Origin of the sequence: Corynebacterium otitidis ATCC 51513, assembly GCF_000296405.1 — a bacterium.
In the GTDB taxonomy this organism is placed as follows: Bacteria; Actinomycetota; Actinomycetes; order Mycobacteriales; family Mycobacteriaceae; genus Corynebacterium; species Corynebacterium otitidis.
Genome location: NZ_JH815195.1, coordinates 341,451 through 366,970 on the forward strand (window position 1 = coordinate 341,451; position 25,520 = coordinate 366,970).

The following is a 25,520-nucleotide window of genomic DNA, read 5'->3' on the forward strand; positions in this document are numbered from 1 at the left end:
CGCCGCCGTGGCGACCGGGAGGCTGCGCCGGAGCAACCGCTAGCCCCACGCCCGCCGCCCCCGGCGTCCTGCCCGGCGGGCGGCGCCGCGCCCGCGCGAAAACGCGTAAAGCCCCGCCCCGGGAATCCTCCGACGGATCCCGGGGCGGGGCTTGTCCCTACCCTGCGGCGGCGCGCTAGTTGCGCTGCACCTCGAGCATGAGCCCGCCGAAGAGATCGACGATGGCGTTGTAGATGAGCGCGAGGATCGGGGCGAGCAGGGTGAGCACCGCCCCGACGATCGCGCCGCCCACCGCGGAGACGCTGATGACCAGGCCGAAGGAGACGAGCTGCTCGCCGCCGACGCCGCCGATCACGCCGTTGAGCCGGTCCCAGATGCCGGCCGCGTCGAGGCTGAAGTACAGCAGGGTCACGGCGAGCACCCACGCCAGGAGCCCCACCAGGGAGAACGCGAGCGTCACGCGCAGCGCCGAGGCCGGCGCGATGCGGGTGATGACGACTTCGCGGGTTGCCATGGGCGTCACCTCGTTCGTAGTGGAGTTGGGGCTGGCTCGGGCCCGCGGCTCGGCGCCGCGGGCCCGCGTCCCGGGTTCGTTCTCGAGGGAGTATACCGCAGGGTTTCTTAAGGGCCGTCTCCCGTTTTACCCACCGGGGCTGCAGGTTCTCACCCGGAAAGTAATTCCCGGGGCCGCCGCGGCGCCCGCGCTGCGGCGCGCCCCAGGGGCCCGCGGCGGGGCGCGGCGAAGGCCCCGGCGGGGCGCCCATCGCCTCCGCCGGGGCCTTATCGTCACCGCTCGGCGCGGGCGTGCGCGCCGCTTAGTCTTTCGGGCTAGGAGTCCTCGCCGTCGGAGCGGACGCCGGGGATCTCGTTGAGCCGCTCGGCGTCGTCGTCATCGCCGGCCTTGTTCGGGTCGGTGGTCTCGCCGGAGGCTATCGCCTGGGCCTCCTCCTCGCCCTCGCCCTCGACGTTCTTGTCGATCGCGAGGAGCTTGACGTCCTGCTCGAGGTCCACGAGCCGCACGCCCATCGTCGCGCGCGAGGAGGGCCGGATCTGGTTGGCCTTCGTGCGGATGACGCCGCCGGCGGAGGTGATCGCGAAGAGCTCGTCCTCCTCCTCGACGGCGATCGCGCCGATGAGCCGGCCGCGCTTCGGCGTGTACTTGAACGTCATGACGCCGAGCCCGCCGCGGCCTTGGAGGTGGTAGTCCTCCATCGCGGTGCGCTTGCCGTAGCCCCCGGAGGTCGCCACGAGGAGGTAGCCGCCCTCGCAGACGACGCACATGGCGAGAAGCCGGTCGTCGCCGCGGAAGCGCATGCCCTTCACGCCGGCGGTGGAGCGGCCCATCGGGCGCAGCTGCTCGTCGTCGGCGGTGAACCGGATGGCCTGCCCCTCCTCGGAGACGAGCAGGAGGTCGTCCTTCTCGCTGCACAGGGCCGCGCCGATGAGCTCGTCGTCCTCGTTGAGGTTGATGGCGATGAGCCCGCCGGAGCGGTTGGACTCGTAGTCGTCGAGCCGGGACTTCTTCACCCGGCCCTGCGCGGTGGCGAGCACGAGGTAGGGCGCGTCCTGATAGGACTGGATCTGGATGACCTGCGCGATGCGCTCGTTGGGCTGGAACTCTAAGAGGTTCGCGACGTGCTGGCCGCGCGCCGCGCGGCTGGCCTCGGGGAGCTCGTACGCCTTGAGGCGGTAGACGCGGCCGAAGTTCGTGAAGAACAGGATCCAGTCGTGCGTGGAGCACACGAAGAAGTGGCGCACGACGTCGTCCTGCTTGAGCTCCGCGCCGCGCACGCCCTTGCCGCCGCGCTTCTGCGAGCGGTAGGCGTCGACCTTCGTGCGCTTCGCGTAGCCGGTCGAGGTGATCGTCGCGACGACCGACTCGCGGGCGATGAGGTCCTCCTCGCTGACGTCGCCGGTGGCCGCGACGATCTGGGTGCGGCGCTCGTCGCCGTGCTTCTCGACGATCTCGGCGAGCTCCTCGTGGACGATGCGGCGCTGCCGCTCCGGGGAGGCGAGGATGTCCTTGAGATCCTCGATCTCGCGCTCGACCTCGGCGAGCTCGTCGATGATCTTCTGCCGCTCGAGGGCTGCGAGCCGGCGCAGCTGCATCGCGAGGATGTGGTCGGCCTGCGTCTCGTCGACGGTGAGGAGCTCCATGAGGCCCTCGCGGGCGATGTCGACGGTCTGCGAGTTGCGGATGAGGGAGATGACCTCGTCGAGCGCGTCGAGCGCCTTGACCAGGCCGCGCAGGATGTGAGCGCGCTTCTCCTTCTCGTCGAGGCGGAAGCGGGTGCGCCGAACGATGACGTCGATCTGGTGGTCGACGTAGTAGCGCAGCATCTCGTCGAGCCGCAGGGTGCGCGGCACCCCGTCGACGATGGAGAGCATGTTCGCCCCGAAGTTCGTCTGCAGCTGCGAGTGCTTGTAGAGGTTGTTGAGCACCACCCGCGGCACGGCGTCGCGCTTCAGGGTGATGACGATGCGCATACCGACGCGGTCGGAGGACTCGTCGTCGATCTTCGAGATGCCCGAGAGCTTGCCCGCGCTCACCTGCTCCGCGATCGAGGAGACGAGGTTGTCGGGGTTGACCTGGTAGGGCAGCTCGGTGATGACGATGAGCTGGCGGCTGCCCTGCTCCTCGATCGTCGCGACGCCGCGCATCCGGATCGAGCCGCGGCCGGTGGCGTAGGCGTCCCGGATGCCCTGGTCGCCGACGATGAGGCCGGCGGTGGGGAAATCGGGGCCCTTGACGTAGCGCATGCACGCCTCGAGCGCCTCGTCGCCGCTCGCGTCCGGGTGGTCGAGCAGCCAGTAGATAGCGTCGGCGAGCTCGTTGAGGTTGTGCGGCGGGATGTTCGTCGCCATGCCGACCGCGATGCCGCCCGAGCCGTTCATGAGCAGGTTCGGCACCCTCGAGGGCAGCACGTCCGGCTCGAGGGTCTTGCCGTCGTAGTTCGGGCTGAACTCTACGGTGTCCTCGCGGATGTCGCGGACCATCTCCATGGCCAGCGGGGTCATGCGGCACTCGGTGTAGCGCATCGCGGCCGGGCCGTCGTTGCCGCGGGAGCCGAAGTTGCCCTGGCCGTCGACCAGGGGGTAGCGCATGTTCCAGTCCTGTGCGAGGCGCACCAGCGTGTCGTAGATCGCCGAGTCGCCGTGCGGGTGGAACTGGCCCATCGTGTCCGAGACCGGGCGCGAGGACTTCACGTAGCTGCGCTCCGGGCGGTAGCCGGAGTCGAACATCGCATAGAGGATCCTGCGGTGCACCGGCTTGAGCCCGTCACGCACCTCGGGGAGGGCGCGGCCGACGATCACCGACATCGCGTAGTCGATGTAGCTCGACTGCATCTCCTCGTTGATGTCGATGGGGAAGACGCGATCGCCGGCGTCCGGACCGCCGGGGCCCTGGGTGTCGTCGCTCATGGACAACCTTTCTCCGTGATCATTTCCAAGCGCTCCCATCTTACCGCCCCAGCCGGCGCCACAGGCCGCCAGGAGCCCGTTCGACGCACCGGGATGCCACCACTTTGCTACCGTTTCGGTTCATGGCCATGACCCTTCGCCTCACCCCCGACCAGGACCGCGCCCTCGGGGTGCTCGCCCGGGCGCAGCACTCGAGCAAGCACGAGGCCGCGGTGCGCGCCATCGTCGCCACCGCCGCCCGGCTGCTCTCCGACGAGCGGGTCGCGCAGCTCGCCCGCGAAATGCTTCCCGAGTACGCCCGCGCCGAAGAGCGCCTCGCCGCGGAGCGGCGCCGGTGAGCGGGCCACCGCGGGGCTTGAGCCTCGAGGCGCTCCTCGGGCTCGCCGACGAGGTCTGCGAGCTCACCGGCGCAAGCGTGCGCTCGATCGCGGCGCTCGCGGCGGCGGCCGCCACCACCGAGGCGCGCCTGCACGGGGTGCCGCTCCACGAGAGCGCCACGCAGGCCGCCGCGAGCCTCGCCGAGGTGATCCGCCGCACCGCGCCCTTGAGCACCACCCGCGCCACGGCGCTGCTCGCTAGCCTCGCCGCCGAGGTGCTCACCCGGCTCAACGACGCTCCCCCGCCGGCCGGGTAGCCCCGCCCCGGGGGCGCCCCGCGCCTCCCCCGGCAGGGCTTTCGGCCCGACGGGGCGCACCGGGATCTGGTAGGGTCCCGTGGTGTTGTTGTGATTGCAGTTAACTCGTGTGGTTATTGAGCTTGTCTCGGGTGGCTGTGGCGGAAGAATCGCAACAACGCCGGGGCGGCTGGCGTGCGCTACGATCGACGACACGATCGGGCGCAGGCATCCGCCCCGACGCGTGCGCCCCGCCTCCCGCGGGGCGCACTTCCCATCCGACCCGGACAACCGTGCCCGGGCCCGCCCAAGGAGGATGACCACACCCCATGGCCGAGCTTTCTTCCCTGCTCTCCCAGCCCCGCCGCGACGACGTCGTCGCGGACCTCGCGCGGCTGGCCGAGACCACCGTCGAGGAGCTCGGCGGGCTCACCGGCGCGGGCGCGCGCACCGCGCTCGCCGCCGCGAAGAAGTCCCGGCCCCACGTCGTCACCGCCGGCATCGACCGCGTGCTGCCCGACCTGGTCGCCGCGCTCGAGGAGCTGTGGGGTAACTACCAGTCCTCCGCGGTCAGCGACTTCGGGGTCTTCCTCGACAACAACTCCCCGCTGGCCATCGACGTCCTCCTCGAGGCCGCCGACCGCAACGTCGAGGGCTCCTCGAACTCCGTGGTCAAGCGCGGCTACGGCGCCGTGCGCGGCAAGGCCGAGAAGCACCTCAAGCCCGTGCTCCCGGAGCTCGGCCGCACCTTAGAGAAGCACACTGCCTAGCCCTGTTTCCCCGGCCGGACCCGCCCCACGGGGCGGGCCCGCCGCCGGAGACGAGCCGGCCGATAAGTAACAAGAAAGCCCCCGCGCCGCGGCGCGGGGGCTTTTCTCGCTCTTTTCACCGACCCGCCACGGGCCTTGGGGGCCCGGGGCGGAAACGAGGGGGTTAGGCCCTTAGATGTCGAGGAAGCGGACGTCCTTGGCGTTGCGGGTGATAAACGAGCGCCGCGCGACGACGTCGTCGCCCATGAGCACGGAGAACACCTCGTCGGCGCGGTGCGCGTCATTAAGGTCGACGCGGCGCAGCACGCGGGTCTCCGGGTTCATGGTCGTCTCCCACAGCTCGGCGGCGTTCATCTCGCCGAGGCCCTTGTAGCGCTGGATGCCGTCGTCCTTGTTGATCTTGCGCCCCTCGTCGAGGCCCTTCTCCAGCGCCCGGTCGCGCTCCTCGTCAGAGAAGACGTAGTCGGGCTCGCCCTTGTGCCACTTGAGCTTGTAGAGCGGCGGCTGCGCGAGGAAGACGTGGCCGTCCTCGACGAGCTGCGGCATGAACCTAAACAGCAACGTGAGCAGCAGCGTGGCGATGTGCTGGCCGTCGACATCCGCGTCGGCCATGAGCACGATCTTGTCGTAGCGCAGCTTGTCGATATCGAACTCGTCGTGGATGCCCGTGCCCAGCGCGGTGATGATCGCCTGGACCTCGGCGTTCTTCAAGACCTTGTCGAGCCGGGCCTTCTCGACGTTGAGGATCTTGCCGCGCAGCGGCAGGATCGCCTGGTACATCGAGTCGCGCCCGCCCTTCGCGGAGCCGCCCGCCGAATCGCCCTCGACGATATAGAGCTCGGAGATGCTCGCGTCCTTCGAGCGGCAGTCGGCCAGCTTGCCGGGCAGCCCGCCCATGTCGGAGGCCGACTTGCGGCGCACGAGGTCGCGGGCCTTGCGGGCCGCCTGCCGGGCGTGCGCGGACGAGATCGCCTTGTTGACGATGACCTTCGCCTCGGCGGGGTTGGCCTCGAACCATTCGCCGATCTGCTCGTAGGCGACCTTGCGGACGAACGAGCGGATCTCGGTGTTGCCGAGCTTCGTCTTCGTCTGCCCCTCGAACTGCGGGTCGCCCACCCGCACCGAGATGACCACGGCGATGCCCTCACGGCAGTCCTCGCCGCTGAGCTTGCCGTCCTTGTCCTTTAAGAGCTTGTGGTCGCGGGCGTACTTGTTCATCACCGAGGTCAGCGCCGAGCGGAAGCCCTCCTCATGGGTGCCGCCCTCGACGGTGGCGATGGTGTTGGCAAACGTGTGCACCGACTCCGAGTAGCCCGAGTTCCACTGCATCGCGAGCTCGAGCTCGTGGTCGTCGGCCTTCTGCTCGAAGCCGATGATCGAGGGGTGGATCTCCTGCTTCGAGCGGTTGAGGTGGGTGACGTAGTCCGCCAGCCCGTCCGGGTAGTGGAAGGTGCGGGTGCGGTCCTTGCCGCCCTTCGTGGCCTTCTCCTCGCCGGCCTCGGCGGCGGTGTCGATCTCGTCGAGGGAGGTCTCCTCCCCCGGCCCGGCCTCCCCGGCGAGCTCCTCCGCCCCGGGGCGCTTGTCGGTGAGCGTGATGGTGATGCCCTTGTTGAGGAAGGCCATCTCCTGGAGCCGGTTCGCGATCGTCGTGAAGTCGAACTCGGTGGTCTCGAAGATCTCGGCGTCCGGCCAGAACCTGATCGTCGTGCCGGTGCCGCGGGCGTTGCCGCCCTCCTCAAGCTCGTCGGGCAGGGAGTTCTCGAAGTTCTGGTACCAGTGCTTCCCGTCGCGCTTGATGTCCGCCTCGACGCGGGTGGAGAGCGCGTTGACCACGGAGATGCCCACGCCGTGGAGGCCGCCGGAGACAGCGTACGAATCCGAGTTAAACTTACCGCCGGCGTGCAGCTGGGTCATGACCACCTGGACCGTCGGCGCGCCGGAGGCGTGCATCTCGACGGGGATGCCGCGGCCGTTGTCGACGACCTGCACGCCACCGTCGGCCAGGAGGGTGACGTCCACCCTCGTCGCGAAGCCCGCCATCGCCTCGTCGATGGAGTTGTCGACGACCTCCCAGACGAGGTGGTGCAGGCCGCGGCTCCCGGTGGAACCGATGTACATGCCGGGGCGCTTGCGGACCGCCTCGAGGCCTTCGAGGATGGTGATCGAGGAGGCATCGTAGTCTTGCTGGTTGGTGGCCACGTCGATCGTGCACTCCTAGCTGTCAATCGGATATAGACTTCCTCATTCTACACCCCGGTAGGGACCCCCGAGGAAGGCCAGCCCGGGCGCTCACCGGCCCGCACGGCGCGTTTTTCGCGGCCCCGCGCGACACCAAGCGCCGCCGGTTCCTAACCGTAGGTGTCGCGCGGGCCACGGCCCTTGACGTGGAGGCGCCCCTTGCGCCAGCTCGGGCCCCTCGGCCCGAAGATCTTCAGCTCGGTGATGACGTCGCGGCCGACCTTCTCCGCGATGCGCGCGAGGATCTGCGTCTGGATAAGCCTGAGGTTCGTCGCCCACGCGGTCGAGTCGCACGACAGAAAAAGCGTCGTGCCCTTGAGCATCTCCACCGTCGTGTGCGAGGCGACCGGCTCGCCGATGAACTCCGCCCAGTTGCCCGTCACCCACGCGCTGGCGACGTCCCGGTTCCAGCCGCGGTGGCGGATCTCGCGGCCGACGAGCGAGCCGAGCGAGTCGAGGTTCTTTCTCGGCCGGATCTTGTAGCCGTCGCGCCCGGTGGGCACCCCGCGCTTGTAGCGGCGCCTGGGCCGCTCGTCCGCGGCGAGCCCGGGCACGCGCACGTCCTCGCCCTCGGCGGGCGGCAGCAAACGCCGCCTGGCCGAGCGCGGCTTCGGCCCCAGCGACGGGAGCCGCCCGCCGCGCCGGCGCGCGGCGCGCCGCATCGCGGCGAAGCTCTGATCGACGAGGTCGCTCGGCTCCTCGGCATCGGGATCGGGGGCGGCAGTCGGTTGCTCGAGCCCCTCCTCCGCCCGGCGCTCGTCGTCAGCTTCGGCGCCGCGTTCGGCGTCGGCGGGCCGATCGGGCGGGGCGGGCTCAGCACTCCGGCCGGGCTCGCCGGCCGCGTCGCGGGGGGTGGTGTCGTCCTCGGCCACGGGCTTATCCCTCCCCCGCCTCGCCGGCGGCGTCATTCCCGCCCGGGGCCGCGATCCGGGAGGTGCGCACGACCTCCCCGCCATCGCCCTGCTCGTCACTCACCTCGACGTCGTGGCGCGCGGAGATCCGCCGGGCGAGGTTCTCGGGCAGGTCGGAGTCGACCGCGGCGGTGATGAGCACCTGCTCGACCTCTTCGGCGAGCGCGACGAGCTTCTCTCGGCGCTTGGCATCGAGCTCGGCGAACACGTCGTCGAGGATGAGCACCGGGTCCGAGCCCTGGGCCTCGCGCAGGAAGCGAAACTCCCCGAAGCGCAGGGCGATGGCCAGCGACCACGTCTCCCCGTGGCTCGCGAAGCCCTTCGCCGGCTGGTCGCCGAGCCGAAGGTCGAGGTCGTCGCGGTGGGGCCCGACGAGGCAGAGCCCCCGCTCGATCTCCTTCGGGCGCACCCGGCCCAGCTCAGCGAGCATCGCCGCCTCGATGAGCGAGGCGTCGACCGCGCCGTCGTCGCCGGTGGCCTCACCCAGCGGCACCGTCGGGTCGTAGGCGATGCGCGCGGGCCGAGACTCCGGGGCGATGCCCGCATACGCGTCGTGCACGTGGGCGGAGAGCTCCGCGGTGGCGGCAAGCCTCGCGGCGATGAGCTGCGCGCCGAAGCCCGCGAGCTGCTGGTCCCACACGTCCAGGGTGCTCAGCGCGGACTCGCCCTCGCTGGACTGGTAGCCGGAGCGCAGCGCCGGCCCGGCGTGCTTGAGCAGGCTGGTGCGCTGGCGCAGCGCCTTGTCGTAGTCGGACTTCACCCCGGCCAGCCGCGGCCAGCGGGTGGTGACGATGTCGTCCAAGTAGCGGCGCCGCAGCGCCGGCTCGCCGCGCACGAGCCCCAGGTCCTCGGGCGCGAAGAGCACGCTGCGCACCACCCCGAGAAGCTCGCGGGGCGAGCGCAGCCTCGTGCGGTTGATCTGCGCGAGGTTCGAGCCGCTCGGCTTGATGAGCAGGTGCGCGCTGAGCTGCCGGCCCTGGTTGATCGCCGTCGCGGAGACCCGGGCGGCGCTAGCTCCGGCACGCACGAGCGGCGCGTCGCTCGACACCCGGTGCGAGGAGAGGTGTGCGAGCACGCCGACCGCCTCGACGACGTTGGTCTTGCCGTAGCCGTTGCGGCCCACCAGCAGCGTCACGCCTGGCTCGAGGTCAAGGTCGAGCGCGCCCCAGGAGCGAAAGTCGCGCAGCTCGAGGCGGCTGAGATGCATGGACCTGGGCCCCCTTTTAAAAAAGACAACAGCTCCGGCCGGTGTGCGCGCCCGACCCCCGTACAAAGCTCGCGGGCGCGGGCCGGGCGCCGATACCGGCCTTAGCCCGGGAGGCGCACCGGCATGAGCAGGTAGGTGAAGTTGGTCTCCGGGGTCGGGAAGAGCTCGTCCTCGCCGCGATCGGGTAGCTGCTCGGGCTCGGGGATCATGATCGCCGAGCGGGAGGCCTCCGTGAAGCCGAAGACGACGCGCTTCGCGCCCACGACACCGAGCCCGTCCTTGAGGTAGTTCGGGTTGAACGCGATGAGCAGGTCCTCGGGGCCGCGGTAGTCGGCGGCGACGGCCTCCTCGGCGTGCCCGGAGTCCGTGCCGCCCGCGGAGAGCACGACCTGCCCCTCGGAGAACTGCATCCTGATCTGCGCGTTGCGGTCGGTGACCAGGGAGACGCGCTTGATGGCCTCCTGGAGCGGGCCGATCTCCACCGCGGCGATGGACTTGTGGGTCTTCGGGAAGAGCGGGGCGATATTGGGAAACTCCGCGTCGAGGAGCCGGGTGGTCGTCTCGCGGCGGTGGGTGTGCACGCCGAAGAGCCCCTCCGCGCCGATCTGGTCGCCGGTGCCCACCGCGATCTCGACGGGGTCGCCGGTGCCCTGCTCGAGGGTGCGGGCGTTGTCGAGCAGCGTCTTGGCCGGCACGAGGAGCTTCGCCTCGACCGACTCGTCGACCGGGTCCCACTCGAGCGTGCGGCGCGCGAGCCGGAAGCGGTCCGTCGCCGCGAGCTCGAGCGTGCGGCCCCTGATGACGACGTGCACGCCGGTGAGCATCGGCAGCGTGTCGTCCGTGCCCGCGGCCGCGGCGACCTGGCTGACGGCCTCCGCGAAGGCGGCCGGGTCGATCGAGCCGGTGACCTGCGGCAGCGCCGGCAGCTGCGGGTAGTCCTCCAGAGAGATCACCGGCAGCTCGAAGCGCGAGGAACCGCAGGTCACCGTCGCGGTCGAGTCGTCGACACGCAGCTCAACCGGCTTGTTGGGCAGCGTGCCGATGATCTCGGAGAGGAGCTTGCCGGCGACCGCGACGCGCCCGGGGCTGGCGACCTCCGCGGAGATCTGCACGCGCGTGGAGACCTCGTAGTCGAAGCCGGCGAGCTTGAGGCCCTCGTCGTCGGCGGTGATCACCATCGCCCGAAGCACGGGCTGGGTGGGCTTGGTGGGCAGGTTGCGGGCCACCCACGCGACCGCGCCCGCGAGGTCGTCCTTGGCGACGCGGAACGCGACTTCCTGAGATTCCATAACCGTGAACAAGCTCCTTGCACCGCGGGTGATCGCGACCTCGGACGCGGGCGGGCGCGCCGCGCCCGTGGGCCGCCGAGGCGAATGACACGTTTAGGCTACCGGCCCGCCCGGGATGCCCCAACCGGCTCCGCCGGGGCCGGTGCGGGCGCCGCGTAAATGACAAGTTTGTAGTTCACAGGTTTGCGGCGAGCCTCTTTCCTCTAGGTAGGTTCCAGGAAATTTGATTGGGAGAAGCAGTAGGTCCTGTTGAATCTGGGGACAACCTGGATCGCCCGAGGTCGCCTCGGTCGCCGCGGGTGTGGGAACGAGTGTGGAAATCCTGTGGACAATCGGGTCGATCTGTGGATAACTTTCGGTCCCCGCTGGTTATCCCCAGATCACCCCGCGTTATCCACCGATTCTCCACCTGGCGGGCGTGGTTATCCACAGGCCGCCGAGCGGCGGGATCGCGGCGGCGGCGTGAGCAACACCATTAATGACAACCTCGTAATTACACGTGGTATCGGCGCCCGGACCCTGCGGGCGGGCCCCGGGGGGCTAGACCTGGGAGCGCGACTTGATGGTCTGGGTGAGCTCCTGGATCTCGTTGTAGGTCGCGCGGTTTTCCGTCATCTCGGTGCGGATCTTGTTGACCGCGTACATGACGGTGGTGTGGTCCTTGCCGCCGAACTGCTCGCCGATCTTCGGCAGGGAGAGCTCCGTGAGCTCGCGGCAGAGGTACATCGCCAGCTGGCGGCCGTGCGCGACCGCCTTCGTGCGGCCCGAGCCGACGATCTTCTCGACCGGCAGGTCGAAGCGCTCGGCGGTGATCTCGATGATCGCCTGCGGGGTGATCTCGGTCTGCGCCTCGCTGCCCATGCTGCGCAGCGTCGCCGCCGCGGTCGCCGCGTCGATCGGGCCGGCCGGGCGGTCCTTGTCGAAGTGGAACGTCGCCGAGACCCTGATCAGCGCGCCCTCGAGCTCGCGGATCGAGGAACCCGACATGCTCGCGATGAGCTCGAGCGCGTCCCGGTCGAGCTCGATGTTGTCGGACTCGGCCTTCTTCATGAGGATCGCGATGCGCGTCTCCAAGTCCGGCGGCTGGATGTCGGTGATGAGCCCCGCCTGGAAGCGGGTGCGCAGCCGCTCCTCGAGGGTGGTGAGCTCCTTCGGCGGGCGGTCCGAGGACAGGATGATCTGCTTCTTTGCCTGGTGGAGGGCGTTGAACGTGTGGAAGAACTCCTCCTGGGTGCCCTCCTTGCCCTGGAGGAACTGGATGTCGTCGACCATGAGCACGTCGAGGTTGCGGTAGCGGGCCTTGAAGGACTCCTGCTTATCGTCGCGCACCGAGTTGATGTAGTCGTTGGTGAACTCCTCGCTGGAGACGTACAGGATCCTCAGGTCCGGGTTGAGCTCCTTGGCGTAGTTGCCCGCCGCGTGCAGCAGGTGGGTCTTGCCGAGGCCCGAGCCCCCGGAGATGAACAGCGGGTTGTAGGCCCGGGCGGGGTTCTCCGCGACGGCGACGGCCGCGCTGTTGGCGAAGCGGTTCGACGAGCCGATGACGAACGTGTCGAAGGTGTAGTCCGGGTTGAGCTTCGACTCGTCCCAGCGCTGCTGCTTCGGCGGGGCCTCGCGGATGCGCTGGCGCTGCTGCTCGAAGACGCTGCCCTGCTGCTGCGCTCGGCGCTCCGGGCGGGGCTGCTCGACGGTCGGCTGGGCGGGCGCGCGGCGCCGCTCCGGCGCCGCGGGCGCCTCGTCCGCGCCGGAGTCCTGCGCCGGGGACTGCGCGGCGGGCTCGGCGCGCGGCTGCGGGGCGGGGTCCTCGCCCTCGACGAGGTTGACCAGCAGCTGGACCGGCTCGCCCAGGTGCCGGCCGACGACCTCCTTGATGTACGGCGCGAAGTCGGTCTCGATGAACTGCTTCGCACGCTGGTTGTGGGTCTTGAGGATGAGGTAGCCGTTGACGTGCAGGTCGGGCGTCGCCATGAACAGCAGCGTCCGCTCGAGGTGGCGAAGAGCCGGAATCCCGGAGTCGGGCTGCCCCGCGAGCGTCGTGAGCTCGTTGAGGGCGCCCTGCCACACGGCCCCCAGATCCTCGGAACCCAGGTCCTGCGTCACTGGCGTCGTCTCCTTCGTCATTCGTCGTCTCTCTCCCCCGCCGCGGGCGGCCCTAAGGTGCTGTCAACGCCCCAGGTCGCCGGCCTCGCGGCGCCCGGCCGGGGCGCCCGCGGCGGTTATCCACACCGCCGCCGCGCCGGTCAGCCGAGATTCCACAGTGTTATTCACACCTGTGGACAACTTCCGGCCTCACAAGTTATCAACACCGGCTGTGGACACTGTGGATAGGAGGCCCCGCGCGCCTCCGACGCGCTGACCTGCATGTTCGGTGCTATTGCGAGACATTGCCCACAACGAGGCGCCGAGTTATCCACAGGACGGTACTCCACAGCCGCTGTGGAGCCTGTGCAATAACGGTCATTGTTACCCGCTAGGGGGCTCCGATGTCGACGCCTTTCCCGACCCGGAATCGCCGCCCGCGGCGAGCGAAACCCGCCGGTGGCGGCGGGCGGCGCCGTGGCCAAGGAGAATGTGGAATGACAGTACTGTCATTAGCGCCCATTCCTGTGGAATCGAGCGGACGAACATCCTTGTAATTTCGGGTGCACCCGGGGTCGATTCGCCCGCCAGGGGGCGGCGTGTCGATTTGTTGCCTCCCGCCGGGTCGCGTAGCCTGGACCGATGTCTGCCGTACTGACCTGCGACGTTGAGGCGTCCGGGACCCGGTACGTGGCCCCGGCCGCCCGATAGGGGCGGCTCGCCGGGGGCCGAAGTGAACAACAGATCCGCGCCGGCGCCCACCGCGGCGGGCGCGCGATCGACAACCGATTGACCGCCAACACCCGAAGGAGACCATCGTGGCCAAGGGCAAGATGACCTACCAGCCGAACAACCGGCGCCGCGCGCGCAAGCACGGCTTCCGCGCCCGGATGCGGACCCGCGCCGGCCGCGCGATCGTCGCCGCCCGCCGCCGCAAGGGCCGCGCCCGCCTCACCGCGTAGCGCCTCCCGGCCAGCCATAAGTTTCGCCCACCGCCCGGTCCCCAGTGACGGCGGTGGGTGCGTTTTTTGCGAAGGCGGTGGCGCCCCCATGCTTCCCAAGCACCTTCGGCTCACCTCGCCCGCGGACTTCCGCCGCACGATCAGGCGCGGCCGGCGAGCCGGCTCCCGGACCGTCGTGGTGCACCGCCACGACGGCGCGGCCGGACTCGCCCGCTTCGGCGGGCCGCGGGTGGGCCTCGTGGTTTCTAAGGCGGTAGGCAACGCCGTGACGCGCCACCGGGTCTCGCGCCAGCTTCGGCACGCCGCCGGGCCCATCCTTGCCGACCTGCCTCGCGGGGCGGACCTCGTCATCCGCGCGCTGCCGGCCTCCGCCGAGGCGAGCACCGAGCGGCTCGGCCGCGACATCAAGAAGGCGCTGCGCAAGCTCGAGCGACGCCGCCGTGGCTGAGGACCTGGGCTCGTTTCGCACTATCGAGGGCCGCCGCATCCCGGCGCCGCGCTCGGCGGCGGCGCGCGCGCTCGTCCGGCTGGTTCGGTTTTATCAACGCCGTCTCTCAGGCTTTAAAGTAGTCTCCAGCTGCCGATTCGCGCCGACGTGTAGCGCCTACGCCCTGGAGAGCGTGGCCCGCCACGGCGCCGCGGCGGGCCTCGTGCTCGCCGCGGTGAGGCTGGCGAAGTGCGGGCCGTGGCATCCCGGCGGCTACGACCCGGTGCCCGTCGCGCTTCCCGGGGTGCTCGGGCGCCGGGGCCGGCACGGGGCTTAGACCGATCGACCATCGCTCCCGCGCGCCGCGGCGCGGCGGGGCCCGACCACCTCTAGAGGGAGTACCTAGGCACAGTGCTCAACTTCATCTACTGGCCGATTTCGATTGTGCTGTGGCTGTGGCACAAGCTCTTCGCGCTGTTCTTCGGCCCCGACAACGCCGCGTCGTGGATCCTGGCGATCGTTTTGCTGACCTTCACGCTGCGCCTGCTGCTGTACGTGCCGATGCGCAACCAGCAGCGCTCCATGGTGAAGATGCAGAAGGTGCAGCCGCGGATGATGGCGATCCGCGAGAAGTACAAGAACGACCGGCAGCGGATGATGGAGGAGACCCGCAAGCTCCAGAAGGAGATGGGGGTTAACCCGCTCGCCGGCTGCCTGCCGGTCTTCGCGCAGATCCCGGTGTTCATCGGTCTGTTCCACGTGCTGCGCTCCTTCAATCGCACCGGCGACGGCCCGGGCCAGGTGGGGCTCAGCCCGGAGGAGAACTACAACACCGCCAACTACGTCTTCAGCGTCGAGGAGGTGCGCTCCTTCCTCGATGCCGACCTCTTTGGCGTGCCGCTGTCGTCGTATATCGCCATGCCGAGGGACATGTGGGCGGCGTTCCCCAACGCCGGGGAGTTCGATCGCTGGCGCATCGTCGCCGTCGCTGCGCCGCTCATCCTCATCATCGTCTTCGCGACCCACATGAACGCGCGCATGTCGCTGCGCCGCCAGGAGAAGCGCCGCGCGGAGGGCAAGCAGGCCGCCCCGCAGAGCGAGATGATGGAGACCCAGCAGCAGATGATGAGCAAGCTCATGCTCTGGTTCATGCCGATGACGATCCTGTTCACCGGCGTGATCTGGCACGTGGGCATGCTCTTTTACATGGTGTCGAACAACATCTGGACGTTCTTCCAGAACCGGCACATCTTCGCGCTTGTTGACCGCGAGGAGGAAGAGGAGGACGAGCGCATCAAGGCCAAGAAGCGCACGACCGCCCCGAAGCCGGGCCAGAAGCCGAAGAACAACACGAAGAAGCGCGGCGGGAAGAACAAGAAGAAGTAACACCCCCGCCGCGCCCCGCCCGAAGGCCGTAGCCGACGTCTTTTCGGGCGGGGCGTCGACGTCGATGCCGACAACGAGAAAGGACACCTTCGGGATCATGGCTGGCGAGACGCCGCAGTCAGGCGGCCTGGACGAGCGCACCGCCGCGGCGGTCGAGAAGGTCTTCGGGCCGGCCGCGGGGCGGGCGGCGCGCTACCGCGACCTGCTCGCCACGGTGGGCACGGAGCGCGGCTTCATCGGCCCGCGCGAGGTCGAGCGTCTCTGGGAGCGCCACGTGCTCAACTGCGGGGTGCTAGCCGAGGCGGTGCCCGAGGGCGCGACGGTCATCGACGTCGGCTCCGGGGCGGGCCTGCCGGGCATCCCGCTGGCGCTCGCCGCGCCGAGCGTCCACGTCGTGCTGCTCGAGCCGCTGCTCAAGCGCTCGACGTTCCTCACCGAGGCGAAGGCCGAGCTCGGGCTCGACAACGTCGAGGTGGTGCGCGGCCGCGCCGAGGAGAAGGCCGTGCGCCGAAAGCTCCCCAAGGCCGACGTCGTCACCTCCCGGGCGGTCGCCCCGCTCGAGCGGCTGGTGCGCTGGTCGCTGCCGCTGGCGAAAAAGGGCGGCGAGATGATCGCCATGAAGGGCCGCAGCGTCGGCGAGGAGCTCGAGCGCGACGGCAAGGCGGTCGCCGCCGCCGGCGGGGGCCGGGCCCGCATCTTCACCGTCGGCGAGGGCGTGCTCGACACGCCTGCCTCGCTCATCGGCGTCACGCGGCTGCGCTAGCCCTACTACCCGCCGGGGCGGCCGGGAGCCTGATGGCTCGCGTCCTTGGCGGGCACTAGGATTTCACGTACATCACCGCCAAGGGCTCGAAGAAGGGATGGCATGGCCGAGGACACCACGCAGTCATCTAGCGACGAGAACGTGGCCATTCCCACGCGGAAGCCGCTGCCGTCGCCGGCCAACCCGAGGTACATCACCGTCGCGAACCAGAAGGGCGGCGTCGGCAAGACCACCACCGCCGTGAACCTCGCCTCCGGGCTGGCGGCCTGCGGGATGAAGGTCCTAGTCATCGATCTCGACCCGCAGGGCAACGCGTCAACGGCGATGGGCGTCGAGCACCGCGCCGGCACGCCCTCGAGCTACGAGCTGCTCATCGGGGAGGTCTCCGCGAGGGACGCGGTGCAGCCCTCGCCCTACTCGGAGAACCTGTTCTGCATCCCCGCGACGATCGACCTCGCCGGCGCGGAGATCGAGCTGGTGAGCATGGTGCGCCGCGAGTACCGGCTCTACGACGGGCTCAAGGGCGACTTCCTTAGCGAGGCGGGCTACGACTACGTCTTCATCGACTGCCCGCCCTCGCTGGGGCTGCTCACCATCAACGCGATGACCTTCGTCGACGAGGTGCTCATCCCCATCCAGTGCGAGTACTACGCGCTCGAGGGCGTGGGTCAGCTGCTCAACAACATCACCATGATCCGCGAGCACCTAAATCCCAACCTGCACATCTCGGGGATCCTTCTCACCATGTTCGACGCGCGCACCAAGCTCGCCGAGCAGGTCGTCGCCGAGGTGCGCGAACACTTCGGGCACGTCACCCTGCGCACCGTCATCCCGCGCTCGGTGAAGGTCTCCGAGGCGCCCGGCTACGGGCTGCCCGTGCTCGCCTACGACCCGTCGTCTCGCGGCGCGATGGCCTACGTCGCGGCCGCCGAGGAGTTCGCGACCCGCGGCGACTACCCGCCGGGCGACGAGACCGGGCCGATCGGCATCAGCCCCGAGACCGCCGACCAGCTGGCGCGCTCGCGGGCGGACCACCCCCAGGAGACGGAAAGGGCTTAAGGGCTAAGAACCACCATGGCGCAGCAATCGCACAAGGGCGGCCTCGGCAAGGGCCTCGGCGCGCTCATCCCCTCGGGCCCGGCGAAGCCGCGGCTGTCGGACGCGGCCGCCGACGCGATTCTCGGCGGCGCGAAGCGCGACCCGCGCGACCCCGACCCCGAGGAGCGCGAGCAGCTCGACCGGGAGCGCGGCCGCCACCACAACACGCTCAATGACATGATCGCGGGCGCCGGCGCTCGCGACGAGGAGCAGGCGGACTCGATCGGAGCGACATACCGGGAGCTGCCCATCGAGAAGCTCCGGCCGAACGCGAAGCAGCCGCGCACCGTCTTCGACGAGGACGAGCTCGACGAGCTCGTCCACTCCATCGGCGAGTTCGGGGTTCTCCAGCCGGTGGTGGTGCGCCCCGACGGCGACGGCTTCGAGATCGTCATGGGCGAGCGCCGCTGGCGCGCCGCCGGCAAGGCCGGCCTCGACACGATCCCCGCGATCGTCAGGGAGACCAGCGACGTCGCGATGCTGCGCGACGCGCTCCTAGAAAACATCCACCGCGTCGAGCTCAACCCGCTCGAGGAGGGCGCTGCCTACCAGCAGCTCCTCGAGGAGTTCGGCGTCACCCAGGACCAGCTCGCCGAGACGCTCGGTCGCTCCCGGCCGACGATCACCAACACCATCCGGCTGCTCTCCCTGCCGGTGGCGGTGCAGTCCAAGGTCGCCGCCGGGGTGCTCTCCGCGGGGCACGCCCGCGCGCTGATGAGTGTGAAGACCGGGGAGGCCGACCAGGTGCGCCTTGCGGAGCGCATCGTCGCCGAGGGGCTCTCCGTGCGCGCCACGGAGGAGGCCGCCACCCTGCTCAACCGCGGGGAGAAGGACAAGAAGCGCGCCCCGCGCCAGAAGCCCCCGCAGCCGGAGTACCTCACCCGCACCGCGGAGCACCTCGCCGACCGGTGGGACACCAAGGTCACGGTGACGATGGGCAAGCGCAAGGGCAAGATGGTCGTCGAGTTCGGCGACGAGGACGACTTCCAGCGCATTATCGGCCTCATCGAGGGCGAGGCCGACTAAAAGGCCGCAACGGCCCCGTCTGGGCCTCTTAAGGCCGCCTCACGCGCCGCGACGGCCCCCGCACCCGCCCGATAAAGAGGAGCGGCGCGGGGGCCGTCGTCGTATGTCGTGCGGCGCCAGGCCAGTCCTTCTAGCCGCGCTCCTCGCGCACGAGGTCGTCGAACTTGAACGTGCCGGTCGGCTGCGTGTCGTCCTCGAGGAGGTAGAGCCGCTTCGTGGCCACGACGATCGCCTCCGCGATCGCGTCCCTGGAGCTCGGGGAGGTCATCACCGCCACGTCGTGCGGGTTGGTGAGATATCCGGCGACGACCTCGATGGTGGGCATCGCGGTGAGGCGCAGGATCTCCCACGTGCGGCCGTGGTTGCCGCAGTTGAGCAGCTCGGTGCGGGCGACGATCTCGCGCTGGATATAGCCGGAGAGCGTCTCGCCCACCATGGAGCTCGCGCCGATCTCCGAGCCGAAGTAGAACGTCGCAACGCCCGAGGCCTTCTCGTTCGGGTAGCGGTCGCAGTGCAGCGAGATGACCAGGTCCGCGTCGAAGGCGTTCGCGATCTCCGCGCGGTCCTTCGAACTCGGGTCGTCCTGCCGGGGCCGGGAGAGGCTCACCTCGATGCCGGTCTCCTGCATGCGCTCCTTGACCCTTAGGGCGAGATCCCAGAGGATCTCCTCCTCGGTGATCTCCCCGAAGCGGCCCTTGACCGTCAGCCCGCGATTCTCCCCGCCGAGGCCGGGGTCGATGACGACGCGCTTGCCCGCGAGCTTCGGGCCCGCGGCGCGCACCGACTCGCGCTCCCTGATCGCGCGCGCCGAGCCGCCCGTGATGCGCCGGCCTAGAAGGCTCAGCGCGCGGATCGTCTCGCTGCTGCACACCCCGTCCGGGTCGAGCCCGTAGTTGAGCTGGTAGGACTTCAGCGCGTCCTCGGTGTCGCGCCCGAAGACCCCGTCGATGCGGCGGTCGTAGAAGCCGAGCTCCTCGAGCTGGCCCTGCAGCTCGGCGACGTCGTCGCCCATGAGGGTGTCCTCGCGCAGCTCGAGGTCGCGGGCGCCGAGCCGGTAGGTCGCGCCGCGCATCTCGCGCAGGGTCATCTCGTCGATCGCGCCGGTGGGCATGATCCCGCGGGACTGCTGGAAGGCCTTGATGACCTCGGCGAGCTCCGGCTCGAAGACGGTCTCCTCGTCGCTGAACTGCTCCGTGGAGCCCTGCGCGCTCGGCACGACGCCCGGGTAGTCCTGGAGGAGCCCGAGCCGCGCGAGCGCGAGTCGGGCCTCGGCGACGCGGGGACTGCGATCGCCCACCCGGAGAACGTCAGACACTCACATAACCTTCCTTCGCTCGGCGCGGGCGCGGCCCGGCACGGCTAGCGCCCCGCACGCGGGGCGGGCGCGGCGCTCCCCGCGTCGCCGCCCGGGAGCGGGGCTTTCTTCGTTAAAGAATCGAGGCGTCGGGCGCACCGGCGGGCGGCCCGCTTAGGCTTTAAGAATAACAGCTAGACGGAGCGATCAATGATCGCGTTGAGCTCGTCCTTGGGGCGCAGCCCGCTGAACTCCTCGACCTTCTTCCCGCCGCTGAAGATCACGACGGTGGGGATGGAGAGCACCTGGAACATCGCCGCGAGCGTGCGCTGGTCGTCGACGTTGACCTTGGCGAACGTCACGTCGTCGCGCTCGCCGGCGATCTCCTCGATGATGGGCGAGAGCTTCTTGCACGGCCCGCACCACTCGGCCCAGAAGTCCACGACGACGGGCTTCTCCGAGTCGACGACGCGCTCCTTGAACGTGTCCTGGCCGACTTCGATGACACTGGCCACGGAATCCTCCTTGCGGGTGGTAACGGGTGTCGGTGAAACGGGAATCCTACCGAAGGCCTAGGGCTTCGGCCTAGTCGTCGGCGAGTGCCTCGAGGTAGTGCTCCGCGTCGATCGCGGCGCGGCAGCCGGACGCGGCCGCGGTGATCGCCTGCCGGTAGTGGTCGTCGACGACGTCGCCGGCGGCGAACACCCCCGGAAGGTTGGTGCGCGTCGAGGGCTCGTCGACCTTGATGTAGCCGCCGTCGGTGAGCTCGACCTGGTTGTCGAGGAACGCGCTGCGCGGGTCGTGGCCGATCGCGACGAACACCGCCGCGACGTCGAGCGTCGAGGTCTCCCCCGTCTTCGTGTCGGCGAGCACCGCGCCGGAGACCTTCCCGTCGTCCTCGACGATGCGGTCGACGACGGCGTTGGTGACGAGCGTGATCTTGTCGTTGTTGCGCGCCCGGTCGAGCATGATCTGCGAGGCGCGGAACTCCTCGCGGCGGTGGACGATCGTCACGGAGCTCGCGAACTTCGTGAGGAACGTGGCCTCCTCCATCGCGGAGTCCCCGCCGCCGACGACGGCGATGTCCTTGTCCTTGAAGAAGAACCCGTCGCACGTCGCGCACGTGGACACGCCCTTGCCGATGAGCTCCTGCTCCCCCGGCACGCCGAGCATGCGGGCCTCCGCGCCGGTGGCGAGCACCACCGCGCGGGCGCGGTGGGTCTCGTCGCCGACGCGGACGGTCTTGACGTCGCCGGCGAGCTCGACGCTGTCGACGAGCTCGGGGTGCAGCTCCGCGCCGAAGCGCTCGGCCTGGGCGCGCATCTCCTCCATGAGCTCGGGCCCGAGGATCCCGTCGCGGAAGCCGGGATAGTTCTCCACCTCGGTGGTCTGCATGAGCTCCCCGCCGTACTCGTACCCCTCGAACACCACGGGGCTAAGCTCGGCGCGCGCGGCGTAGAGGGCCGCGGTGTAGCCGGCGGGCCCGGAGCCGATGATGATGAGGTCGCGGACGTCGTTCTCGGCGGTCATGGGCGGCATCTCCTTGGGAAACTTCGGGTCGAGCGGGCGACGACTAGGTATGCCCTTACGCGGTCCCGCCCATGATAATCCGCGCCCCGCGGCCCGCTACTCGCCCAGGGCAAGCGCCCGGCGAAGCCGCTCGCGGCCCCGCGAGCGGCGCGACTTCACCGTGCCGGGGCGCACGCCCTCGCGGTGCGCGGCGGTCTCCACGGTGTGGCCGTGCGCGTCGACGAGAAGGAGCGCGGCCGCCTGGTGCGGGTTGATGGCGCGCAGCGCGCGGCCGAGCTCCATGCCGAGGTCGGCGCGCGGGAACGGGTCGTAGGACAGCCGCGCGTTCGTGTCGAGGGGCGCCTTCTCGTTGCCGTCGAGGGTGAGGGACTCGCGACGGGGCCGGCGGTAGACGTGGTCGTAGGCGGCGTTGGCAACGAGCCGGTGCAGCCACGTCGAGAGCCGCGCGTCGCCCCGGAAGCGGGGCAGTGCCCGGGCGGCCTTAAACAGCGCGTCTTGGAGGATGTCGCGCGCGTCGTGCTCGTTCTTCGCCCACCGCCACGCCACGAGGTAGAGGCTGCGTTCGTAGCGGCGGACGATCTCCCGGAAGGCGCGCGCCTCCCCCGCGGCGAAGGCGGCGACGAGCTCGTCGTCGGTGCGGTCGGTGTGGTCGTGGTGCGGCATGAGAAATCCCCCGAATCGTTGGTGCCCTTCGCGGCGCCGTCGCTGGTGGGGCCGCGAAGCGGTGACCATTACACGCGCAAAACAACCGTGCCGCCGCGGGCGGCGTGCCCACTGCAGTGGGCAGTCAGGTTCGCCGTGGTGGCGTGGGGAGCAAGAAAAACGGCGGGCCCGTGGGGCGGGCAAATTCCCCCGGAGCCCCTGGGGCGGGCGGGGCCACGCGTGGCACTCCGGACCCCACAGACGCGGAGGCGCCCCGCGACCCAAAGGCGGGGTCGCGGGGCGCTGGGAGCATCGCCGCTAGCCCTCCTGCGGCGGCTCGGCCGGCGGGGTGGCGAAGCCGGCCTCGCGGGGCGCGCCCGTGCCCACGATCCGCGCCTGGCGCAGGCCGACCGAGTCGGCGTCCGAGGGCGTGGCCGGGAACCACAGGATCACTCCGGTGACGACGGGCGGCTCGGCGCCGCCCTCGTCGAGCGAGATCGTCGAGCGCCCCGAGTTGAGCTCCCCGGCGTAGAGCTGCTCGAGCTCCCCGACGTTCGCGACCTCCGCGGGGCTCTGCCCCTCGGTGAGCGCGTAGACCTCGACCGGGGTGTTCGGGTGCACGACGTCGAGGATGAGCTCGTGGAGCGCGACCCGGCCCTGGATCTCGAGCGCCAGCCCGATGCCCCCGCCGGGGATCTCCCCGTCCGGGTAGGGCGCCGAGTTCCACTCCGTCTCCGAGTCGCTGTCGACGACGTTGGCGACGTCCGCCGGGTTGTCGCCCGAGACGTCGCGGCCCTCCGGGCCCCACACCGAGATGTTCTGCAGCGGCTGGATGACCGGCTGCTGGCTGGGCTGCTCCTCGCGCTGCAGCGAGCGGCTGTTGACCGGTGCGTTGTCGTCCCCCGAGCTCAATGTCGCCACGAGGTACGTCGCCGCCGCGGCAACACCCACGACCGCGACGAACACGAACGCGGCGAGCACGCCCGTCCCGCGGCGGGTGAGCCCCCGGTTGCCGAAGCCGCCCCGGTCCTCGACCTCGGGCGCGGCGTCGCGCTCGACGAGCAGGGACGAGGGATCCGGCCGCTCGCCCGCCGGGCGCGGCGAGCCCGGCGCCCCCGGCTCGGGCGTTTCCGGCTCGTCGTCGCCGGCGGGCGGCTCCGCCTGCTCGTCGCCGCCGAGCCCCGCGGCCCGCAGCCGACGCGCCAACGTGTAGGCGGTCTCCTCGCCCTCGGTCTCGTCGTGCTTGCCCGAGCTCTCCTCGGAGTCGGGCACCTCGCGCGCGTCGCTGGCGAGCGCCTCGACCGCGGCCTTCGCGTCGCACACGTCCTGCGGCGCGAAGTCCTCGTCGATGAGCAGGTTGAGCGCCGAGGCGATCGCGTCGAGGTCCATCGGGTAGTCCGAGTCGTCGAGCACCGCCGGGAACGCGAGCACCGCTCGGCCGTTCGTCGTGATGCGAATGCGCGCCCAGTTGTCGAGGCCCAGCGGGGTGCCGCGGTCGTGGGCGGCGCCCACCGCGTCGGTGAGCGACGCAAGCGCGTAGGCCGCGGCGCGCGGGTTGACGCTCTCCGAGGAGTGCGCCACCGACTGCAGCGAGGAGCCGGACACCCAGTCGGAGACGACCAGGCAGCCCGAGCGGTACGCCGAGACCTCGATGTTCGGCGCGATCGCCTCGTGGTTGAGCCTGGCGAGCTGCCGGGTGCGGCGGGTGACGCGCGCGGCGTGGCGGGCGACCTCCACGGGGCTGGGCGGCGCCATGGGCGCCGAGCCGCTCGTGTCGACGAACGTGAGCGCCACGAGCCTGCCGGAGGACTGCTCACGCGCCTGCCAGAACCGCGCGCCGGGCACGGAGCCCTGGTCAGAGAGCAACCGGTACTTCCCGTCGGAGACGGGCGCGCCGGGCACGAGCCTGGGCCCGCGGACCACGCCGGCGGACATGGGCGGCGGAACCGGGGAAGCCTGGAAGGAGTCGTTGACGATGTACTGGCCGGACAGCTCCGCGGCGGTGGGCCGCTCGACCATGATCTGGCGCTCGGTGTCGGGCCGGATGATGCGCGAGAGCCCCGGGATACGCTGGAGCACCACGCCGAGGTTCTGCACCTCGGGCAGCTTCGAGAAGGACAGCACGATGCCGGTGACGACGACGAACACGAGACCCAGCGCGCCGAGCAGCAGCACGGTAAGCAGCGGGTTGGCGTCCTCCCCGGTGCTCGCGAACGAGCCGCCGGTCAGGCGCTGCACGACGAACTCGAGGGTGAGCGCCGCGGCCACGCCGATGAGCGAGGCCGCCACCGCCCACAGAGAGGTGCGCATGACCGCGCGAGCCTGCAGCGAGCCGAGCTTGCGGTGCAGCAAGAACGCGCCGATCACGGCGCCCGCGACGAAGCCGAAGCCGTTCGCCGCGCCGAGCAGGATGACCACCCGGTCCGGCGAGCTCGCCACGAGGGGCGCGAGCAGCGAGAGCACAGTCTTCGTCGCGGTGATGCCCGCGATGATGAACGTCGGGGTCCACGCCTCCTCGCGGGCGTAGAACACGCGCAGGTGCAAAAGCACGAGCGCGTAGGGGATGAGCGTGAACGCGGAGAAGCTCAGCGTCAGGCCGATAAGCTCCGTCGCCCGCGGCGAGAGGTTCCCGTACTGGAACAGCGCGGTGGCGGTCTCCGTGCCGAACGCGGTGAAGAAAATGATGACCGGGATGAGCGCGATGAACGTCAGCTGGGTGGCCATCGTCAGGTCCCCGACGACGGCGTTGTCGTCGCCGTCCGCCGCGTTGCGCGACAGCCGCGGCATGATCGCGGTGAGCAGCGTGACGCCAACGACGCCGTAGGGCACCTGCAGCAGAAGCCAGTGGTTCTGGTACACCAGCGGCGCCGCCGCGTCGGAGAGCGACGCGATGCGCGTGGTGATGATGTAGCCGGCCTGGGAGATCGCGACGTAGACGATGATCGCCAGCGCCATCCCGCCGAACTGCTTGAGCCGCTCGTCGAGCCCCCACAGCGGCTTCAAGTTAATGCCCAGGCGGCGCAGGTAGGGCACCATGATGAGCAGCTGCACGACGACGCCGAGCGTCGTGCCCACGCCCAGCAGCAGCACGTGCGGGTCGCTAATCCGCGACGGCGCCGCGGGGTGCAGCTCCCCGGGCAGCGCCAAATACAGCGACAGCACGAGGATGGAGACGACGTTGTTCGCCACCGGCGCCCACGCCCCCGGCTTGAACACGCCGCGGGTGTTGAGCACCGCCATGAACAGCGAGAACAGCCCGTAGAAGAGGATCTGCGGCAACACCAGGTACGCGAACGACGTCGCCTGCGTGACGTTGACGAGCCCCTCCGAGTCGAGGGTGAGTCTCGTGATCCACGGCGCGAGTATCACAGCCGCGACCGTCACCACCGCCAGCAGCGAGAACGCCAGCGTGAACAGCCGGCGCACGAACGCCTCGCCCCGGTCCGGGTCCTCCTTCTGGGCGCGCACGAGCACCGGCACGACCAGCGAGGTGAGCACAGCGCCGAGCACGATCTCGGTGATGAGGTTCGGCAGCGTGTTCGCCGTGTTGAACGCCGAGCCCACCGCCTCGCCGAGCGCCGAGCCGATGAGCACCGTGCGAAGGAAGCCCGTGATGCGGGAGATGAGCGTCGCCACCGCCATCGAGCCGGTCTCCCGGACGACCTCCTCGTCCGAGTCGTCCGCCGGCTCCGCGCTGTCGCGCTCCCCCGCCGCGACCTTCGTCGCCGCCGGGCGGGGCTGCTTCTGGCTGGCGCTGCGCTCCGCGGGCGGCCGCGGGGAGCGCGCCGGCTCGGCGGGCTCCCCCGGCGCGAGCGTGAGCTTCGAGCGGTCCTCGCCCTCTGGGGCGCGGGACGCGCGCGAC

The 25,520-nt window shown here is 70.4% G+C and carries 22 protein-coding genes; 10 read left to right on the forward strand and 12 right to left on the reverse strand.

Annotated features, from left to right (window positions below):
• Positions 1–175 precede the first annotated feature (175 nt).
• Positions 176–514 (reverse strand): DUF3566 domain-containing protein, encoded by a 339-nt coding sequence (locus HMPREF9719_RS08965; protein WP_004601674.1) that lies wholly within the window; start codon positions 512–514, stop codon positions 176–178.
• A gap of 314 nt (positions 515–828) precedes the next feature.
• On the reverse strand, positions 829–3,423 hold the full coding sequence (gene gyrA, locus HMPREF9719_RS08970) for a DNA gyrase subunit A (protein ID WP_004601675.1): 2,595 nt from the start codon (positions 3,421–3,423) through the stop codon (positions 829–831).
• Positions 3,424–3,545: 122 nt separating this feature from the next.
• Between gyrA and HMPREF9719_RS08975 the strand changes: the two genes are divergently transcribed.
• From HMPREF9719_RS08975 to HMPREF9719_RS08985, 3 genes are all read left to right on the forward strand, one after another.
• Complete coding sequence (locus tag HMPREF9719_RS08975; RefSeq protein ID WP_004601676.1) at positions 3,546–3,761, forward strand: hypothetical protein; 216 nt, start codon at positions 3,546–3,548, stop codon at positions 3,759–3,761.
• Positions 3,758–4,057 (forward strand): hypothetical protein, encoded by a 300-nt coding sequence (locus tag HMPREF9719_RS08980; protein ID WP_004601677.1) that lies wholly within the window; start codon positions 3,758–3,760, stop codon positions 4,055–4,057. The genes HMPREF9719_RS08975 and HMPREF9719_RS08980 overlap by 4 nt, the downstream gene beginning before the upstream one ends.
• Positions 4,058–4,365: 308 nt before the next feature.
• Positions 4,366–4,806 (forward strand): DUF6918 family protein, encoded by a 441-nt coding sequence (locus HMPREF9719_RS08985; RefSeq protein ID WP_004601678.1) that lies wholly within the window; start codon positions 4,366–4,368, stop codon positions 4,804–4,806.
• A gap of 171 nt (positions 4,807–4,977) precedes the next feature.
• Here the strand turns inward: HMPREF9719_RS08985 and gyrB are convergent, their stop codons facing one another.
• The 5 genes from gyrB to dnaA all read right to left on the reverse strand — a co-directional run bounded on the left by gyrB (position 4,978) and on the right by dnaA (position 12,572).
• Positions 4,978–7,005 carry a DNA topoisomerase (ATP-hydrolyzing) subunit B gene (gene gyrB, locus HMPREF9719_RS08990; RefSeq protein WP_004601679.1) on the reverse strand — a complete coding sequence of 676 codons (2,028 nt, stop codon included), beginning with the start codon at positions 7,003–7,005 and terminating at the stop codon, positions 4,978–4,980.
• A 149-nt stretch (positions 7,006–7,154) separates the two neighbouring features.
• Positions 7,155–7,706 carry a DciA family protein gene (locus tag HMPREF9719_RS08995; protein WP_174269545.1) on the reverse strand — a complete coding sequence of 184 codons (552 nt, stop codon included), beginning with the start codon at positions 7,704–7,706 and terminating at the stop codon, positions 7,155–7,157.
• A gap of 214 nt (positions 7,707–7,920) precedes the next feature.
• Positions 7,921–9,162 carry a DNA replication/repair protein RecF gene (gene recF, locus HMPREF9719_RS09000; RefSeq protein ID WP_004601681.1) on the reverse strand — a complete coding sequence of 414 codons (1,242 nt, stop codon included), beginning with the start codon at positions 9,160–9,162 and terminating at the stop codon, positions 7,921–7,923.
• A 101-nt stretch (positions 9,163–9,263) separates the two neighbouring features.
• Positions 9,264–10,451, reverse strand: a complete 1,188-nt coding sequence (dnaN, locus tag HMPREF9719_RS09005; protein WP_004601682.1) for a DNA polymerase III subunit beta — start codon at positions 10,449–10,451, stop codon at positions 9,264–9,266.
• A 540-nt stretch (positions 10,452–10,991) separates the two neighbouring features.
• Positions 10,992–12,572: a chromosomal replication initiator protein DnaA gene (dnaA, locus tag HMPREF9719_RS09010; protein WP_004601981.1), complete on the reverse strand. Its 1,581-nt coding sequence runs from the start codon at positions 12,570–12,572 to the stop codon at positions 10,992–10,994.
• Positions 12,573–13,348: 776 nt separating this feature from the next.
• Between dnaA and rpmH the strand changes: the two genes are divergently transcribed.
• The 7 genes from rpmH to HMPREF9719_RS09045 all read left to right on the forward strand — a co-directional run bounded on the left by rpmH (position 13,349) and on the right by HMPREF9719_RS09045 (position 18,192).
• Entirely contained in the window at positions 13,349–13,492 is a 144-nt protein-coding gene (gene rpmH / locus HMPREF9719_RS09015; RefSeq protein WP_004601980.1) for a 50S ribosomal protein L34, read from the forward strand.
• Positions 13,493–13,580: 88 nt separating this feature from the next.
• Positions 13,581–13,940, forward strand: a complete 360-nt coding sequence (gene rnpA / locus HMPREF9719_RS09020; RefSeq protein WP_004601685.1) for a ribonuclease P protein component — start codon at positions 13,581–13,583, stop codon at positions 13,938–13,940.
• Positions 13,933–14,256, forward strand: a complete 324-nt coding sequence (yidD, locus tag HMPREF9719_RS09025; RefSeq protein ID WP_004601686.1) for a membrane protein insertion efficiency factor YidD — start codon at positions 13,933–13,935, stop codon at positions 14,254–14,256. The genes rnpA and yidD overlap by 8 nt, the downstream gene beginning before the upstream one ends.
• A 74-nt stretch (positions 14,257–14,330) precedes the next feature.
• A complete protein-coding gene (gene yidC / locus HMPREF9719_RS09030) occupies positions 14,331–15,305 on the forward strand; it encodes a membrane protein insertase YidC (RefSeq protein ID WP_004601687.1) in 975 nt (324 codons plus the stop codon).
• Between the two features lie 97 nt (positions 15,306–15,402).
• Positions 15,403–16,068, forward strand: a complete 666-nt coding sequence (rsmG, locus tag HMPREF9719_RS09035; protein WP_004601688.1) for a 16S rRNA (guanine(527)-N(7))-methyltransferase RsmG — start codon at positions 15,403–15,405, stop codon at positions 16,066–16,068.
• Positions 16,069–16,170: 102 nt separating this feature from the next.
• Positions 16,171–17,127 carry a ParA family protein gene (locus tag HMPREF9719_RS09040; protein WP_004601689.1) on the forward strand — a complete coding sequence of 319 codons (957 nt, stop codon included), beginning with the start codon at positions 16,171–16,173 and terminating at the stop codon, positions 17,125–17,127.
• 15 nt (positions 17,128–17,142) lie between these two features.
• Positions 17,143–18,192 (forward strand): ParB/RepB/Spo0J family partition protein, encoded by a 1,050-nt coding sequence (locus HMPREF9719_RS09045; RefSeq protein WP_004601690.1) that lies wholly within the window; start codon positions 17,143–17,145, stop codon positions 18,190–18,192.
• 130 nt (positions 18,193–18,322) lie between these two features.
• Here HMPREF9719_RS09045 and HMPREF9719_RS09050 read toward each other — a convergent pair whose 3' ends face one another.
• The 5 genes from HMPREF9719_RS09050 to HMPREF9719_RS09070 all read right to left on the reverse strand — a co-directional run.
• Complete coding sequence (locus HMPREF9719_RS09050; RefSeq protein ID WP_004601691.1) at positions 18,323–19,507, reverse strand: N-acetylmuramoyl-L-alanine amidase; 1,185 nt, start codon at positions 19,505–19,507, stop codon at positions 18,323–18,325.
• A gap of 173 nt (positions 19,508–19,680) precedes the next feature.
• Complete coding sequence (gene trxA / locus HMPREF9719_RS09055) at positions 19,681–20,001, reverse strand: thioredoxin (RefSeq protein ID WP_004601692.1); 321 nt, start codon at positions 19,999–20,001, stop codon at positions 19,681–19,683.
• A gap of 70 nt (positions 20,002–20,071) precedes the next feature.
• Positions 20,072–21,016, reverse strand: a complete 945-nt coding sequence (trxB, locus tag HMPREF9719_RS09060) for a thioredoxin-disulfide reductase (RefSeq protein ID WP_004601693.1) — start codon at positions 21,014–21,016, stop codon at positions 20,072–20,074.
• A 96-nt stretch (positions 21,017–21,112) separates the two neighbouring features.
• Positions 21,113–21,679, reverse strand: coding sequence for a sigma-70 family RNA polymerase sigma factor (locus HMPREF9719_RS09065; protein WP_004601694.1), 567 nt, complete (start codon positions 21,677–21,679; stop codon positions 21,113–21,115).
• Positions 21,680–21,976: 297 nt separating this feature from the next.
• On the reverse strand, positions 21,977–25,520 hold a 3,544-nt coding region (locus HMPREF9719_RS09070), incomplete at its 5' end, for a murein biosynthesis integral membrane protein MurJ (RefSeq protein WP_004601695.1).

Bases quoted from the DNA above. Each gene is read 5' to 3' on its own strand.
- HMPREF9719_RS08965 (WP_004601674.1), bottom strand. From the start codon at position 514: ATGGCAACCCGCGAAGTCGTCATCACCCGCATCGCGCCGGCCTCGGCG.
- gyrA (WP_004601675.1), bottom strand. From the start codon at position 3,423: ATGAGCGACGACACCCAGGGCCCCGGCGGTCCGGACGCCGGCGATCGC.
- HMPREF9719_RS08975 (WP_004601676.1), top strand. From the start codon at position 3,546: ATGGCCATGACCCTTCGCCTCACCCCCGACCAGGACCGCGCCCTCGGG.
- HMPREF9719_RS08985 (WP_004601678.1), top strand. From the start codon at position 4,366: ATGGCCGAGCTTTCTTCCCTGCTCTCCCAGCCCCGCCGCGACGACGTC.
- HMPREF9719_RS08995 (WP_174269545.1), bottom strand. From the start codon at position 7,706: ATGCGGCGCGCCGCGCGCCGGCGCGGCGGGCGGCTCCCGTCGCTGGGG.
- recF (WP_004601681.1), bottom strand. From the start codon at position 9,162: ATGCATCTCAGCCGCCTCGAGCTGCGCGACTTTCGCTCCTGGGGCGCG.
- dnaN (WP_004601682.1), bottom strand. From the start codon at position 10,451: ATGGAATCTCAGGAAGTCGCGTTCCGCGTCGCCAAGGACGACCTCGCG.
- dnaA (WP_004601981.1), bottom strand. From the start codon at position 12,572: ATGACGAAGGAGACGACGCCAGTGACGCAGGACCTGGGTTCCGAGGAT.
- rnpA (WP_004601685.1), top strand. From the start codon at position 13,581: ATGCTTCCCAAGCACCTTCGGCTCACCTCGCCCGCGGACTTCCGCCGC.
- rsmG (WP_004601688.1), top strand. From the start codon at position 15,403: ATGGCTGGCGAGACGCCGCAGTCAGGCGGCCTGGACGAGCGCACCGCC.
- HMPREF9719_RS09040 (WP_004601689.1), top strand. From the start codon at position 16,171: ATGGCCGAGGACACCACGCAGTCATCTAGCGACGAGAACGTGGCCATT.
- HMPREF9719_RS09045 (WP_004601690.1), top strand. From the start codon at position 17,143: ATGGCGCAGCAATCGCACAAGGGCGGCCTCGGCAAGGGCCTCGGCGCG.
- trxB (WP_004601693.1), bottom strand. From the start codon at position 21,016: ATGACCGCCGAGAACGACGTCCGCGACCTCATCATCATCGGCTCCGGG.
- HMPREF9719_RS09065 (WP_004601694.1), bottom strand. From the start codon at position 21,679: ATGCCGCACCACGACCACACCGACCGCACCGACGACGAGCTCGTCGCC.